At 73.7% G+C, this 14,254-nt stretch carries 14 protein-coding genes; 9 read left to right on the top strand and 5 right to left on the bottom strand.

What is annotated here, in order from left to right:
• The first annotated feature begins 89 nt into the window (after positions 1 to 89).
• The 6 genes from ABGA99_RS27455 to ABGA99_RS27430 all read left to right on the top strand — a co-directional run bounded on the left by ABGA99_RS27455 (position 90) and on the right by ABGA99_RS27430 (position 6,727).
• On the top strand, positions 90 to 1,547 hold the full coding sequence (locus ABGA99_RS27455) for an aldehyde dehydrogenase family protein (RefSeq protein ID WP_347575271.1): 1,458 nt from the start codon (positions 90 to 92) through the stop codon (positions 1,545 to 1,547).
• Positions 1,548 to 1,682: 135 nt separating this feature from the next.
• Complete coding sequence (locus tag ABGA99_RS27450) at positions 1,683 to 2,126, top strand: CBS domain-containing protein (RefSeq protein WP_347575270.1); 444 nt, start codon at positions 1,683 to 1,685, stop codon at positions 2,124 to 2,126.
• A 143-nt stretch (positions 2,127 to 2,269) separates the two neighbouring features.
• On the top strand, positions 2,270 to 2,887 hold the full coding sequence (locus tag ABGA99_RS27445) for a helix-turn-helix transcriptional regulator (protein WP_347575269.1): 618 nt from the start codon (positions 2,270 to 2,272) through the stop codon (positions 2,885 to 2,887).
• A gap of 81 nt (positions 2,888 to 2,968) precedes the next feature.
• On the top strand, positions 2,969 to 4,009 hold the full coding sequence (locus ABGA99_RS27440) for an ATP-binding cassette domain-containing protein (protein WP_347575268.1): 1,041 nt from the start codon (positions 2,969 to 2,971) through the stop codon (positions 4,007 to 4,009).
• Complete coding sequence (locus ABGA99_RS27435) at positions 4,006 to 4,842, top strand: ABC transporter permease (RefSeq protein WP_347575267.1); 837 nt, start codon at positions 4,006 to 4,008, stop codon at positions 4,840 to 4,842. Before ABGA99_RS27440 ends, ABGA99_RS27435 begins: the two co-directional genes overlap by 4 nt.
• A 226-nt stretch (positions 4,843 to 5,068) precedes the next feature.
• On the top strand, positions 5,069 to 6,727 hold the full coding sequence (locus ABGA99_RS27430; protein WP_347575266.1) for a threonine/serine exporter family protein: 1,659 nt from the start codon (positions 5,069 to 5,071) through the stop codon (positions 6,725 to 6,727).
• A gap of 189 nt (positions 6,728 to 6,916) precedes the next feature.
• Here ABGA99_RS27430 and ABGA99_RS27425 read toward each other — a convergent pair whose 3' ends face one another.
• Positions 6,917 to 7,411, bottom strand: a complete 495-nt coding sequence (locus ABGA99_RS27425; RefSeq protein WP_047016456.1) for an inorganic diphosphatase — start codon at positions 7,409 to 7,411, stop codon at positions 6,917 to 6,919.
• 86 nt (positions 7,412 to 7,497) lie between these two features.
• Between ABGA99_RS27425 and dacB the strand changes: the two genes are divergently transcribed.
• The 3 genes from dacB (at position 7,498) to ABGA99_RS27410 (ending at position 12,143) form a co-directional block, all read left to right on the top strand.
• Positions 7,498 to 9,054, top strand: coding sequence for a D-alanyl-D-alanine carboxypeptidase/D-alanyl-D-alanine-endopeptidase (gene dacB / locus ABGA99_RS27420; protein ID WP_347583645.1), 1,557 nt, complete (start codon positions 7,498 to 7,500; stop codon positions 9,052 to 9,054).
• A gap of 301 nt (positions 9,055 to 9,355) precedes the next feature.
• Complete coding sequence (locus ABGA99_RS27415) at positions 9,356 to 10,414, top strand: NlpC/P60 family protein (protein WP_347583644.1); 1,059 nt, start codon at positions 9,356 to 9,358, stop codon at positions 10,412 to 10,414.
• Between the two features lie 313 nt (positions 10,415 to 10,727).
• Positions 10,728 to 12,143: a SpoIIE family protein phosphatase gene (locus ABGA99_RS27410; RefSeq protein WP_347583643.1), complete on the top strand. Its 1,416-nt coding sequence runs from the start codon at positions 10,728 to 10,730 to the stop codon at positions 12,141 to 12,143.
• 15 nt (positions 12,144 to 12,158) lie between these two features.
• Here ABGA99_RS27410 and ABGA99_RS27405 read toward each other — a convergent pair whose 3' ends face one another.
• From ABGA99_RS27405 to ABGA99_RS27390, 4 genes are all read right to left on the bottom strand, one after another.
• Positions 12,159 to 12,491 (bottom strand): DUF2516 family protein, encoded by a 333-nt coding sequence (locus tag ABGA99_RS27405; RefSeq protein WP_347575262.1) that lies wholly within the window; start codon positions 12,489 to 12,491, stop codon positions 12,159 to 12,161.
• A 102-nt stretch (positions 12,492 to 12,593) separates the two neighbouring features.
• Positions 12,594 to 13,226 (bottom strand): hypothetical protein, encoded by a 633-nt coding sequence (locus tag ABGA99_RS27400; protein WP_347583642.1) that lies wholly within the window; start codon positions 13,224 to 13,226, stop codon positions 12,594 to 12,596.
• On the bottom strand, positions 13,223 to 13,693 hold the full coding sequence (locus tag ABGA99_RS27395) for a helix-turn-helix transcriptional regulator (protein WP_347575260.1): 471 nt from the start codon (positions 13,691 to 13,693) through the stop codon (positions 13,223 to 13,225). The genes ABGA99_RS27400 and ABGA99_RS27395 overlap by 4 nt, the downstream gene beginning before the upstream one ends.
• Positions 13,694 to 13,855: 162 nt before the next feature.
• Positions 13,856 to 14,236: a VOC family protein gene (locus ABGA99_RS27390; RefSeq protein WP_347575259.1), complete on the bottom strand. Its 381-nt coding sequence runs from the start codon at positions 14,234 to 14,236 to the stop codon at positions 13,856 to 13,858.
• Between the last annotated feature and the right edge of the window lie 18 nt (positions 14,237 to 14,254).

Raw genomic sequence — 14,254 nt, 5'->3', positions numbered from 1 at the left:
AGGGCGCTTTCGCGCACCAGTACGATGGCGGGTCAGCGGTCACAGCCGTGCCCGCCGTCCGCTGTGCGCAGGGGGGTGCAGCCTCGCTCATGTCTCTCTTCTCCGACCTGGCCCTGCAGTACATCGACGGCAAGTGGTGTCCCGGCGCGGGCTCGTGGGACGTCATCGACCTCGACCCGTACACCGGCGAGCAGCTCGCGGCCGTCACCGTCGCCACCGCCGCCGAGGTGGACGCCGCGTACCGCGCGGCGGAGCGGGCCCAGCGGCTCTGGGCGGAGCGCTCGCCGTACGAGCGGCGGCTGGTCTTCGAGCGCGCGCTGCGGCTCGTGGAGGAGCGCGAGGAGGAGATCACCCGCGCGATCGTGGCGGAGCTGGGCGGCACGCGCCTGAAGGCCGCCTTCGAGATCGCCCTCACCAAGGACGTGCTGCGCGAGTCCGTGTCGTACGCGCTGCGCGCCGAGGGCCGGGTGCTGCCCTCGCCGACGCCCGGCAAGGAGAACCGCGTCTACCGGCTGCCCGTGGGCGTCGTCGGCGTCATCAGCTCGTACAGCTTCCCGCTCTTCCTGGCCGCGAAGTCCGTGGCGCCCGCGCTCGCGCTCGGCAACGCCGTGGTGCTCAAGCCGCACAACCACTCACCCGTCGTCGGGGGCACGCTGCTCGCGTGGCTCCTCCAGGACGCCGGGCTGCCCCCCGGGCTGCTGAACGTCGTCGTCACCGACACCGCCGAGATCGGCGACGCCTTCATCGAGCACCCGGTGCCGCGCGTGCTGTCCTTCACCGGCTCCACCGAGGCCGGCCGGCACGTCGCGGGCGTCGCCGCCCGGCACTTCAAGCGCACGGTGCTGGAGATGAGCGGCAACTCGGCGATCGTCGTGCTCGCCGACGCCGATGTCGACTACGCCGTGGACGCCGCCGTCTTCAGCCGCTTCGCCCACCAGGGGCAGGTCTGCATGGCCGCCAACAGGGTGCTGGTGGACCGGGCGGTGCTGGCGGAGTTCGCGGAGAAGTTCGTCGCCAAGGCCAGCGCGCTGACCGTCGGCGACCCGTCGGACCCCGCGACCCAGCTCGGCCCGCTCATCGGCGCCCGCGAGGCCGCCGACCTCGCCGCCCAGGTCGACGCGGCGCTCGCCGCCGGCGCCACCGCGCTGCTGCGCGGGCACACGGAGGGCACGCTCGTCGCGCCCACGGTGCTGACCGGGCTGCCGGCGGACAGCGAGCTGCTGCGGCGGGAGTTCTACGGCCCCGTGGCGTTCCTGCTGCCGTTCACGGACGAGGACGAGGCGGTCCGGATCGTCAACGACACCCCGTTCGGGCTGAGCGGCGCGGTGCACACCCGGGACCTGGAGCGGGGCGTACGGCTCGCGGGGCGGATCGAGTCGGGGATGGTGCACGTCAACGACGGCACGGTCCACGACGAGCCGCTGGTGCCGTTCGGCGGCGAGAAGTGCTCGGGCATGGGGCGGCTGAACGGCGAGTCGACGATCGACGCCTTCACGACGCTGAAGTGGATCTCCGTCCAGCACGGCCGGACGCGCTTCCCCTTCTGAGCGGCCGTACGGACTCCCCCGGGCGCCGTTCACCCGTTCGGCGGCGCGCATCTCGCCCGGCCGGCCGAGGGCCCGGAGCATGGCGGTGACGGAACCCCTTCCCGTACCCCCTCCGCTAAGGACAGGTGACCCACGATGGCCGCTCCCACCACCGCCAGGACCGCCCGCGACCTCATGCACGAAGGCTGCGAGTGCATCGACTCGACCGAGTCCATCGCCACCGCCGCCGCGAAGATGCGCTCCATGGACGTGGGCGTGCTGCCGGTGTGCGGCCAGGACGGCAAGCTCGCCGGCATGATCACCGATCGTGACATCGTCGTGGAGTGCGTCGCCCAGGGCCGGGACATGACGACCTGCATGACCGGCGAGCTGGCGGCCGGGCGCCCCGTGTACGTCGAGACCGGCACCCCGGTCGAGGAGGTGCTGCGCACGATGGAGCAGCACCAGGTGCGCCGCGTCCCGGTCATCGAGGACCACCGGCTCGTCGGCATGATCAGCGAGGCGGACCTGAGCAGGGGCCTGACGGACGAGCAGATGGCGGCCTTCTGCCGCGGTGTGTACGGGGGCGGCCACCACTGACCTCCGTACGCCCACCGGACCGGCACAGGGCCGGGCTCCCGCGCGGGGAGTCCCGGCCCTGCGTCGTGCCGCCCCCGCGGCGCCTTCTAGTCAAGGTTGACTAGGCTGGGAGGGCACACATTCCCGCGGGAGAGAAGGTCCAGTTGTCCGCGACTCGCCTCCTGGTCCTGGGCGCCGTCCGCCGGCACGGCCGGGCGCACGGCTACCAGGTCCGGGCCGACCTGGAGTACTGGGGCGCCCACGAGTGGTCCAGCGTCAAGCCGGGCTCGATCTACCACGCGCTCAAGCAGATGGCCAAGCAGGACCTGCTGATCGCCCACGAGGTGGCGCCCAGCACGGCCGGCGGCCCGCCGCGCACCGAGTACGAGATGACGGCCGAGGGCGACGCCGAGTACTTCCGGCTGCTGCGCGAGGCGCTGCGCCGTCATGACGAGAAGATCGACTTCCTCACCGCCGGCGTCGGCTTCCTCGTCGACCTGCCGCGCGCCGAGGCCGTCGCGCTGCTCAAGGAGCGGGTTGCGGCGATGGAGGAGTGGCGCGCCGCGGTCCTGCAGCACTACTCGCCGCAGGACGGCGAGGACTACGGCCACATCGGCGAGATCATGCGGCTCTGGCTGCACACCGCCGAGGCGGGGGCCGAGTGGACCCGCGCCCTGATCGCGCGGCTGGAGGGCGGCGCGTACGTGATGGCCGGCGAGGGCGATCCGTGGGCCGGGATGGCGACGAGCCCGGAGGGGCCGGGCGCTCCCGATCCTCATTAATCAAGTTTGACTAATGGTCGGGCCGGGGATACCTTCGGGTCGGTGGTCAAACTTGACTACTTGAGGGAGTGGAGGAGGCGTATGACGGCGATCCTCGCCGAAGGACTGCGCAAGACCTACGGGAAGAAGAGCGCCCCGAAGGCGGCCCTCGCGGGGCTGGACCTCGCGGTCCCCGCGGGCACGGTGCACGCCGTGCTCGGCCCCAACGGCGCGGGCAAGACCACGGCCGTACGGATCCTGGCCACCCTGCTGCGCCCCGACGCCGGCACCGCGCGCGTCGCCGGCCACGACGCCGTACGGGAGCCGGACGAGGTCCGCTACCGCATCGGGCTGCTCGGCCAGCACGCCGCGGTCGACGAGGTGCTCAGCGGCCGGCAGAACCTGGAGCTGTTCGGCCGGCTCTACCACCTCGGCAGGGCCGGCGCCCGGCGGCGGGCCGCCGGGCTGCTGACGCAGTTCGGCCTCGACGACACCGGCGACAAGGCGGTCGGCCAGTACAGCGGCGGCATGCGGCGCCGGCTCGACCTGGCCGCGAGCCTCCTGATGCGGCCGCAGGTGCTCTTCCTCGACGAGCCCACGACCGGCCTCGACCCCCGCGGCCGTACGGAGGTGTGGCAGGCGGTCCGCTCGCTCGTCGGCGACGGCACCACCGTGCTGCTCACCACGCAGTACCTGGAGGAGGCCGACCAGCTCGCCGACCGGGTCTCGGTCGTCGACCACGGCCGCGTCGTCGCCGAGGGCACGGCCGACGAGCTGAAGTCCCGGCTCGGCGGCGACCGCATCGACGTCGTCGTACGGGACGCGGAACTGCTCGGCGCCGCCGCTGCCGTCATCGGCATGGCAGCCCGCGCCGACGAGGACGCCGTCGAGGTCGACGCCGACGCCCGGCGCATCAGCGCCCCGGTCGCCGACCGGATGGCGGCGCTGGCCGACACCGTGGCGGGGCTCGGCGCGGCGGGGGTGGCGGCGGAGGACGTGTCGCTGCGCCGGCCGACGCTGGACGAGGTGTTCCTCCACCTCACCGGCCGCAAACCGGAGCAGGACCGGGAGCAGGACCACGGGCAGACAGACGACGGCGCCGCCGGCCGGGCGGGCGCCGTAGCGGAAGGGAGCGCCGTATGACCGCCACCACCCTCGCCCCTCCGCCGCCCGCCCGCACCGCGGGCGGGCGGCTGAAGTGGGCGGTCGTCGACGGGCTGACGATGACCGGCCGCGGCTTCGCGCACTGGGCCCGCCGGCCGGGCCAGGCCGTGGTGAGCCTGGTCTTCCCGGTGATGATGCTGGTGGTCTTCACCTACCTGCTCGGCGGCGGCATGGCCGTCAGCGGCGGCGGCAGCTACCGCGAGTACCTGGTGCCCGGCATGCTCGCGCTCGCGATGTCCTTCGGGCTGGAGGCCACGATGGTCTCCCTCACCTCCGACCTCGGCAAGGGCGTCGTCGACCGCTTCCGGACCATGCCGATGGCCCCGTCCGCGGTCCTCGTCGGCCGCGCGCTCACCGACATGGCCGAGTCGGTCGCCGGACTTGCCGCGATGGCCGGTGCGGGGCTCGCGGTCGGCTGGCGCTGGCACGGCACGTGGGCGGAGGCGCTGGCCGCGTTCGGGCTGCTGCTGCTCCTGCGGTTCGCGATGCTGTGGGCCGGGATCTTCCTCGGTCTGGTGGCGGGCAAGCCGGAGATGGTGCAGGCCGTGCAGATCCTGGTGTGGCCGGTGGCGTTCCTGTCCAGCGCGTTCACCTCGCCGGAGACGATGCCGGGCTGGCTGGGCGCCGTCGCGGAGTGGAACCCGATGTCGGCGACGGCGGGCGCGATCCGCGAGCTGTTCGGCAACCCCGGCTGGACCGGCGACTCGTGGGCGGCGCAGCACCCGGTGCTGCTGGCGGTGGTGTGGCCGCTGGTGCTGCTCGCGGTGTTCTTCCCGCTGGCGGTGCGCCGGTACCGGCGCCTGGGGCGCTGAGGGCGCGTACGAGCGGGTGGCGGGCGGCGCCCGCGGGCGTGGGCGACAGCGCTCTCGACGCGAGTGGCGCCCCCGCTGCGCGCCAGTGGCGCCCCGTTCGTACGACTTGATCCGATGTGCCGCCGTGCCTCCGTACCCTACCGACCCCCCGGGGGCGTTCTTCATGCGGCCGACTTATGCTCGCGGGCGTAAACCTTTCGGCACGTCCGCGGGGGGTGATGGTCCAGTGGGTCAGGAGCCCGAACCGGAAAACGGCGAGGAGAAGCCGCAGTCCGACGAGGCGCACAGCGCGTTCACGCCGCCCTTCGGCGTGCCCCTCCCCCCGCCGCCTGAAGACGGGCAGACGACCTCGGAGTTCGCCCGCCCCGCGGGCGTCGGCGAGCACGCCGCCGAGGACCACGGCAACGGCCACTCCGGCTTCCGGCCCCCGCGCGGCGGCCCCGCGGCCGCCGCCGGGGTCGGCCCGCCGCCCCCGCCCGCCACGGGTCCACTGTCGCGATCGACGCCGTGGCAGGACCGGATGCGTGTCATGCTCCGTACGCCCATGACGGAACGCCCCACTCCCGAGCGGACGCTGACGCCCACCGAGGAGACCGCGCTGCCCGTGCCGCGTGTGCTCGACCTCACCCTGCGTATCGGCGAGCTGCTGCTCGCCGGCGGCGAGGGCGCGGAGGACGTCGAGGCCGCGATGTTCGCCATCGCCCATGCGTTCGGCCTGGACCGCTGCGAGCCGACCGTCACGTTCACCCTGCTGACGGTCACGTACCAGCCGTCCCTGGTCGACGATCCGGTGACGCTCAGCCGCACGGTGCGCCGCCGCGGCACCGACTACAACCGGCTCTCCGCCGTCTACCGCCTCGTCGACGCCATCGTCGACGAGGCCGCCGCCGTCAGCCTGGAGGAGGCGTACCGCGGCCTCGCCGAGATCCGGCGCAACCGGCACCCGTACTCCAAGTGGGCCCTCACCCTCGCCAGCGGCGGCCTGTCGGGCGCGGCGGCGACGCTGGTGGGCGGTGGGCCGCTGGTGTTCTGCGCGGCGGCGATCGGCGCGATGCTCGGCGACCGGCTCGCGTGGCTGGCCGCGGGGCGCGGGCTGCCGGAGTTCTACCAGTTCGTGGCCGCCGCGATGGCCCCGGCCGCGGTCGGCGTCACCCTCAACATCGCCGCCGTCGAGGCCCAGTCCTCCGCGGTCATCACCGGCGGGCTCTTCGCACTGATCCCCGGGCGCGCCCTGGTCGCCGCCGTCCAGGACGGCCTGACCGGCTATTACATCACCGCCTCCGCCCGCCTGCTCGAAGTGCTCTACCTCGTCGTCGGCATCGTCGTCGGCGTGCTGATCGTGCTCTACGTGGGCGTGCAACTCGGCGCCGAGCTGAGCCCGGACGCAGCGCTGCACCGCCAGGAGCGGCCGGTGGTCTCCCTGCTCGCGGCGATGCTGCTGACGCTGGCGTTCGCGGTGCTGCTCCAGCAGGAGCGTTCCACCGTGATCGCCGTGACGCTCAACGGGGGCGTCGCCTGGCTGATCTACGCGGTCATCGCCCACCAGGCGAACAAGTCGCCGGTGGTGGCCACTGCGCTGGCCGCAGGGCTCGTGGGGCTCTTCGGCCAGCTCTTCTCGCGCTACCGGTTCATCTCCGCGCTGCCGTACGTCACGGCCGCCATCGGCCCGTTGCTGCCCGGCAGCGCCACGTACTTCGGCCTGCTGGGCTTCGCCCAGGACAACCTGAACGCCGGCGCGCGCTCGCTGCTGACCGCCGCGGCGCTGGCGCTGGCCATCGCGATCGGGGTGAACCTGGGCGGCGAGATGGCCCGGCTGTTCATGAAACGCCCCGGCGAGAAAACGGCCCCCGCCCGCCGAGGCGTCAAACGCACCCGCGGCTTCTAGGAGCCGTCCCCCACCGGTCCGCTGCCGGCGGACACCTCGCCGCCGTCGGTGAGCCCGTAGGTCTCCGCGTCCGCGGCCGGCCCGGAGCCCCGGCACGACGCTGCCGGCCTCCGCGCGGGAAGCCGGCAGCGTGGGCAGTGCGTCACCCCGGAACGGACGTATGGCCGGGACGGGATCAGCGGGGGCCGGTCAGTGGTGGCCGCCCGATGCCTCCAGGCGCTTCTTGGACGCCTCGATCTCGGCCTCCGCGTCCTGCCGGCCCACCCAACTGGCGCCCTCCACGGACTTGCCGGGCTCCAGGTCCTTGTACACCTCGAAGAAGTGCTGGATCTCCAGCCGGTCGAACTCCGACACGTGGTGGATGTCCCGCAGGTGCTCCACCCGCGGGTCGTGCGCTGGGACGCACAGCACCTTGTCGTCGCCGCCGGCCTCGTCGGTCATGCGGAACATGCCGATCGTGCGGCACGCGATGAGGCATCCGGGGAACGTCGGCTCGTCCAGAAGGACCAGCGCGTCCAGCGGGTCGCCGTCCTCTCCGAGCGTGCCTTCGATGAAGCCGTAGTCTGCGGGGTAGCTGGTCGAGGTGAAGAGCCGCCGGTCCAGGCGGATCCGGCCCGTCTCGTGATCCACTTCGTACTTGTTCCGCGAACCCTTCGGGATCTCGATGGTGACGTCGAACTCCACGGGTGGCTCTCCTTCAAGATCAGCATGGTTCAGATGATTAAGTGTCCCCCACGCAGCGGGGTGGTGGCGAAAGGGGCTGGTCCCTGGTGAGGGTCGGGGTCGCGGTGGCACGGCGGAAGGCCGCCCGCTGGGTACGGCACTGGACCCTGCGGTGGGAAGCGCAGCCCCTGCACACCCGTCGTACGGTGCGGCTGGTGGCCGCGTCCGGCGCGCTGGGCGGCGTCCTCGCCGCCGGCGTGATCACCGCGGCGGGGCCCTGGGACTCGGGTCAGCGTACGGCGGAGAAGCAGAGGGCCGCGCGCGCCGACGCCGCCGGAGGCCGTACAGGTGACGCGGATCACGGCTCCTCCGACGGCGTACCGGGCAAAGGCGCCCCCGGCGACGGCCTGCAGGGCGCCGGCGCGGGGGCCCCGCGCGTGCTCACCCCGCTCGGCCCGCAGGACGGTACCCGGCCCGTCGCCGCCCCCCGGCCGACCGGAGCCGGGCTCGCCAAGGAACTGGCCCCGCTGCTGAAGGACCCCGCCCTCGGCTCCCCGACCACCGCCGCCGTGTGGGACGTGACCACGGGCCGCGAGCTGTACGGCGAGCACGACACCACCGGCGTCGTCCCCGCCTCCACGGTCAAGCTGGCCACCGGCGCCGCCGCCCTCGCCGCCCTCGGCCCCGACCACCGCATCCCGACCGCCTCGCTCGCCGAGGGCGGGGAGGTCTTCCTCGTCGGCGGCGGCGACCCCACACTGTCCGCGAAGCGGCTGAAGGGGCTGGCGCGGGACACGGCGCGGAAGCTGAAGAAGGACGGCGTGCGGAAGGTGGCCGTACGGTACGACGCCACCGCGTACGCCGGTGACGTCCTGCACGAGATCGGGCCCAACGAGAACATCGCCCCGGTCACCCCGCTCATGGTCAACGAGGGCCGCCTCGACGACTCCTGGCACGGCCCGGCGCCCCGCGCCACCGACCCGGCGCGGGACGCCGCGGACGCCTTCGCCGGGGAACTGCGCGAGGCGGGCGTCCAGGTCGCGGGCGAGCCGCGGGCCGAGCGGGTGCCGGAGAAGGCCGACGAACTGGCGGCCACGTACTCGGCACCGCTGGCGGAGCTGACCGAGCGGATGCTGACGTACAGCGACAACGACCTCGGCGAGGCGCTGGCCCGGCAGACGGCGATCGCGGCGGGGCGGGACGCGAGCTTCACGGGGTCGGGGCGCGCGGTCGCGGGGCAGCTGAAGAAGCTGGGGCTGCCGGTGCGCGGGGCGCGCTTCGCCGACGGCAGCGGCATCAGCCGCGGCAACCGGGTCTCGGCTGACCTGCTGGCCCGGCTGCTGGTGACGGCGGCGGACCCGGACCGCCCGGAGCTGCGGTCGCTGCTGACGGGGCTGCCGGTGGCGGGGTTCAACGGCACGCTGCGGGACCGGTACGGGGACGGGGGCGACTCGGGCTCCGGGGGCACGGCGGCGGCGCGGGGCGTGGTACGGGCGAAGACGGGGACGCTGACGGGGGTCAACTCGCTGGCGGGGACGGTGGTGGACGCGGACGGGCGGCTGCTGGCGTTCGCGTTCTTCACGATGGGCGCGACCGACCGCACGGGGGCGGGGGACGCGCTGGACCGGATGGCGGCGGCGGTGGCGGGCTGCGGCTGCCGCTGAAGGGCCGCGGCTTTCCTCCCGGAGCTCCCCGGTACCCCCTGGGATCCCTGGAACCTCTCTGAACGCCTGGAACCCCTCTTAGCCCCTGGAAACCCCCGAACCGCCCGAACCGCCCTGTGTCTCAACCGTGTGGCAACTCCTCATCCGGTTATCCACAGGTCTGTGGATGAGGGCTGCGGGAGTTGCGGCCGATATGGCAGCATCCGAGGCATGTGATCGCGCGGGGCCGGCCAGAGCCCCGGGACGGGCCTGCCGAGAGGAGGGGCCCGGCGGACCACGATCGGGGGAGTGGGGGAGACGCATGCGCGGAATCGGGGAGCTGCGGGCGGCGGGAGCACGCCGGCGCAGAGGCATCGTCCTGGCCGTCACCGGGCTGCTGGCGCTGCTCGTGCCGCTGACCGGGCCGGCCGCCGAGGCGGAGCCGAAGCCGACGGTCGAGGAGGTGCACGCCCGCGTGGAGCGGCTGTACCGCGAGGCGGAGGCCGCCACCGACGCGTACAACGACGCGGAGGAGAAGGCGAAGAAGCAGCGCAAGGAGGTCGAGCGGCTCGACAGGGCCGTGGCCGACGCGAGCGAGCGGCTGGCCGGGCTGAAGGACGAGGCGGGCGCGCTGGCCCGGGCGCAGTATCGCGGCGGCGGGGTGCCGATGGAGGCGCAGTTGCTGCTCAGCGACGACCCGGAGGAGTTCGTCGACGACCTGCGGCTGGCCCGCAAGGGGCAGCACGCGCAGCGGCGGCTGATCACCGAAGTGACCGGCACGCAGAAGCGGTTGGACGGCCATGCGAAGGAGGCTGCCGGGACGTACGAGCGGCTGGAGCGCAGCCGCGAGGCCAAGGCCGGGGCGAAGGAGCGGATAGAGGAGCGCCTCGCCGAGGCGAGGGAGCTGGAGAAGAAGCTCAAGGCCGAGGAGCGGGAGCGGCTGCGCCGGCTGGAGCGGCAGCGGGCCCGCGAGGCGCAGGCGCGCTGGCTGGACTCCGGGGCGCTGGGCGAGATCGACGCCGAGGCGACGCCCGCCGGCAAGAAGGCCATCGCGTATGCCACGGACCAGCTCGGCAAGGACTACGTGTGGGGCGCCGAGGGGCCGGAGACGTTCGACTGCTCGGGGCTGACGATGCGCGCCTGGGAGGCGGCGGGGGTGCGGATCCCGCGGACCTCGCAGACCCAGTTGGCCGGCCTTGAGCGGATCGACGTGAACGACATGCGCCCGGGGGACCTGATCATTTATCACTCCGACGCCAGCCACGTCGGCATCTATGTCGGTGACGGCGCGATGGTGCACGCGCCGCGGCCCGGCCGGCAGGTGACCGTGGCCGGCGCGGGCACCATGCCGATCAAGGGCGTGGTACGTCCCGACGCGTGATCTGCGTCATGCGGCCGACCGCTCGGATACGGGGCGGTAGGGCCCGGCACGGGCCCTCCCAACAGGGCAAAGGACCGGGAAAGCGGCCGCGTTCCGGGCCGCGTCGCCCGTTCCGTATCGGCGGGCGATCACGCTAGGGTCCCTCCTTGGCGGTTTTGCCGTAGTGGGCACGAGCCGCCGGACACGGCCGCAGGCGCGCTCGCGCCCGGCCGTCACCCTCGGGGGGAGGGAAGGAAGAGCGATGCCCGTACCCGGGCGTTCCCCGGCCTCCGGACCGTCCGGCGGGCCCGACCAGTCCGCCGCAGGTGCCGGGGTGACCGAGACGCATGCCGCGACGCGGCGACGGCACCCGCAGCCGTCGGCCGCGCACGCGCCGTCGCCGCAGCCGCACGCGCCGTTGCCGGCGCAGCGCTCGGGACACGGCCCGGTGCCCGGGCCGCCGCACGCGCGCCAGCGGGCGGTGCCGGAGGCGCTGACCCTGCTGCTGATAGAGGCGGAGCCGGGCAGCGGGCCCGGCATCGCACGGATGCTGGAGCAGGCGGGCGCCGGCCGCCACGGCGAGCGGATCCGGGTGCGTACGGCGCGCAACCTCACCGAGGCGGAGCGGCTGCTCGGCCCCGACGTGCACTGCATCCTGCTGGACCTCAGCGTGAGCGGCGAGGCGGCCACCGCGGAGGACGCCGAACCGGTGGACGGGAGCGACGAGCTGGAGGCGCTGCGCGAGGTGCTGGCCATGGCCCCGCTGCACGCGGTGCTGACGCTCACCGACGAGGACGACGTCGAGCTGGCCGCGGAGGCCGTCCGCGTCGGCGCGCAGGACTACCTCTTCCGCGGCGAGCTGGACGGCCGCGTGCTCGGCCGCGCCATCCGGTACGCGGTCGAGCGCAAGCGGGCCGACCTGGCGCAGAGCCGGCTGACGTCCTCGCGGCTGCGGGCGCAGGAGAACGCCCGGCTGGAGCGGGGGCTGCTGCCCACGCCGCTGCTCGCCGGCTCCGGCCTCGGCTTCGCCGCCTGCTACCGCCCCGGCCTGCCGCCGCCCGCCGCCGGCGCCACCCCCACCCGCGCGCTGCTCGGCGGCGACTTCTACGACGCGGTACGCACCCCCGACGGCGCGGTGCACGCCATGATCGGCGACGTCTGCGGCCACGGCCCGGACGAGGCCGCGCTCGGCGTGGAACTGCGCATCGCCTGGCGGGCCCTGACGTTCGCCGGCCTGGTCGGCGACGAGCTGCTGGCCACGCTGCAGCAGGTGCTGGAGAACGAGCGGGCGGACGACGAGATATTCGCCACGATGTGCACCGTCGACGTCTCCCCCGACGCCCGTCGCGCCGGCCTCTACCTGGCGGGCCACCCGGCGCCGCTGGTCGCCGTCCCGGGCGGCCGGCCGCGGCTGCTGCCGCAGGAGCTGGGCGGCCCGGCGCTCGGCCTGCTGCCGCGTGCCCGCTGGCCGCGTCAGCAGGTGGAGCTGGGCGGCGCGTGGAGCCTGATGCTCTACACCGACGGCCTCATCGAGGGCCGTACCGGCCCGGGCCGCGGCCGGCTCGGGCAGGAGGGCATGCTCTCGCTCGTCGGCAGGCTGCTGGACCAGGGCCTGGGCGGCGACGACCTGCTGCACGGCGCGGTCACCGAGGCCCGGGTGCTCAACGGTGGCGACCTGACCGACGACGTGGCGGTGCTGCTACTGGACCGGCCCCCGGGCCCTTGCGGACCCGGGGACCGGATGTCGTGATCGCCGACGCGCGGGTCAGCGCCCGTTGAACGGGCCGTAGGGTCCGTCGGAGCTGCTGCCCCCGCGCCGCGGCCCGCCGCCGACCTGCTTGAGCGCGGGCCGTACGTCCACCATGAAGACGATGGCCGCGATCAGCGCGATGATCGGCAGGAACGACATGATCGGGAAGATGACCATCACGGCGAAGCCGACGCCGAGGATGATCAGCCAGAACTGCTTGGTGTTCTTGTCGGCGGCGCGGTACGCGTCCTCGCGGGCCAGGGCCGCCAGGATCAGGGCCGCCCCGGCGAACACCGTCAAGGCCAGGCTGAGCAGCCCGAGCAACGAGTAGAAGCCAGAGATGAGCACGCGGTCCACCGCCTATGAGTCCGACTAGTGTTCAGGGATCCGGCGCAGACACCGTACCCGGATAACGCCCCGGGCACGCGAGGGGTGCCCGGAGCGTAGAGCTCAGGAGTCCGCTTTGGGGGTGTTCTTCCTGGCGGCGGACTTCTTCGCGGTGCCGTTGGCGCCGGCCCGGGGGGCGCGCTTGCGAGGAGCGGCCTTCTTGGCAGCGGGCTCGGCAGCGGCGGGCTTGGCGGCGGCGGGAGCCTCGTCGGCAACGGTCTCGTCGGCAACGCCCTCATCGGCGGCGGTCTTCTCGCCGGGCCGGATGATCTCGGTGGTCACCTGGACCGCGTCGGCGGTCTCGCCGCGCCACTCCGCGACGGCACCGCGGCCGCGCTCGGCCAGCTCGTCGTAGGTCTCGCGGGCCTTCACCGCGTACTCGGCGGCGCGGCCGACGCCCTGAAGGGCGAGATCCTGCGCCGTCTCGCGCAGCTTCTTGATGTCGGTGTCCAGGTCGCCGAGCCGCTCGGCGACCTTCGCCTGCGCCTCCTTGGCCTGCTTCGACACCCGCTCCTGCACCTCCCGCGGGTCGGTCTCGCGCACCGCGGACAGCCGCTCGGGCGCCTCGGCGCGCAGCCGCTCCACCAGCGCGGGCACCTCACGCAGCTTCTCCAGCGCCAGATCGGCGGTGCCCGCGACGGCGTAGAGGGGCGTCGGGTCGCTGAGCGTCTTGCGTACGTCGTCGGTCATGGTCATGGCGTTCTCCTCCGGTCACTGGCAGGCGTCGCGTCGCCCTCACCCCGCCCGCCGTCCGGCCGCGGGGCATCCCCGTTCGTCTGTCCCCCCTCCGCGTCGCCGCCCGCGTCGTCGCGCGCGTTCTCCTTGCGGAAGGAGTCGTAGATCTGCAGCAGCACCTGCTTCTGCCGCTCGCTGATCGCGGGATCGGTGAGTATCGCGGTATGCACCGCCATCCCGTCGACCCCGTCACCCCGGCGCTCGTCAAGGATCCCCGCCTGCACGTACAGCGTCTCGGCAGAGATCCGCAGCGCCTTCGCGAGCTGCTGCAGAATCTCGGCGCTGGGCTTGCGCAGCCCGCGCTCGATCTGGCTGAGGTACGGATTCGACACCCCGGCGGCATCGGCAAGCTGCCGCAGACTGAGCCGCGCACTGCGCCGCTGCTCCCGCAGGAACTCCCCGAGGTTGCCGACGTGTATCGAACCCATGCTTCGATGCTGCCGCACCCGTGCTAACTATTGCAAGCACTTGCTTGCAAGTGTGTCGCACGCCACATATCGCGATACTCTATCGCGAGTCCCGGGGTGGTCGCATGCGCGTGGCGACGGGCGCCGCGCCGCCGAGCGCGGGACGTCACAGCCCTCAGAGCTTCACGGAGACGGGACTCCGGCTCTGACGATGCAGAAGGGGTGCCCCGCCGGATCGGTGAGGACCCGCCACCTCTCCTCCTGAGGCTGGTCGGCCGGCTTGCCCGCGCCCAGGTCCAGGAGCCGGGCCTCGGCCTCGGCCAGCTCCTCCTCGACCGTGAAGCAGAGGTGGAGCTGCTGGGGAACGGCCTGGGTGGGCCAGGTCGGAGCCCGGTAGCCGTCGACCCGTTGAAAGCCGATGACGAGTCCGTCGGCACCGGTGAGACCCGCGAAGTCGGCGTCCGACTTCGGGTGGAGGGCGAGGCCGGTGGCCTCCCGGTAGAACGCCGCCAGCACCGGGGGGTCGGGGCAGTCGAGTGTGATCGCGCTCAGCTTCATCTGCATGACGGCTCCCGGGTACCG

This window comes from Streptomyces sp. B5E4, from assembly GCF_039871555.1.
Taxonomy (GTDB): Bacteria; Actinomycetota; Actinomycetes; order Streptomycetales; family Streptomycetaceae; genus Streptomyces.
This window is presented reverse-complemented; position numbering and strand designations above follow the sequence as displayed.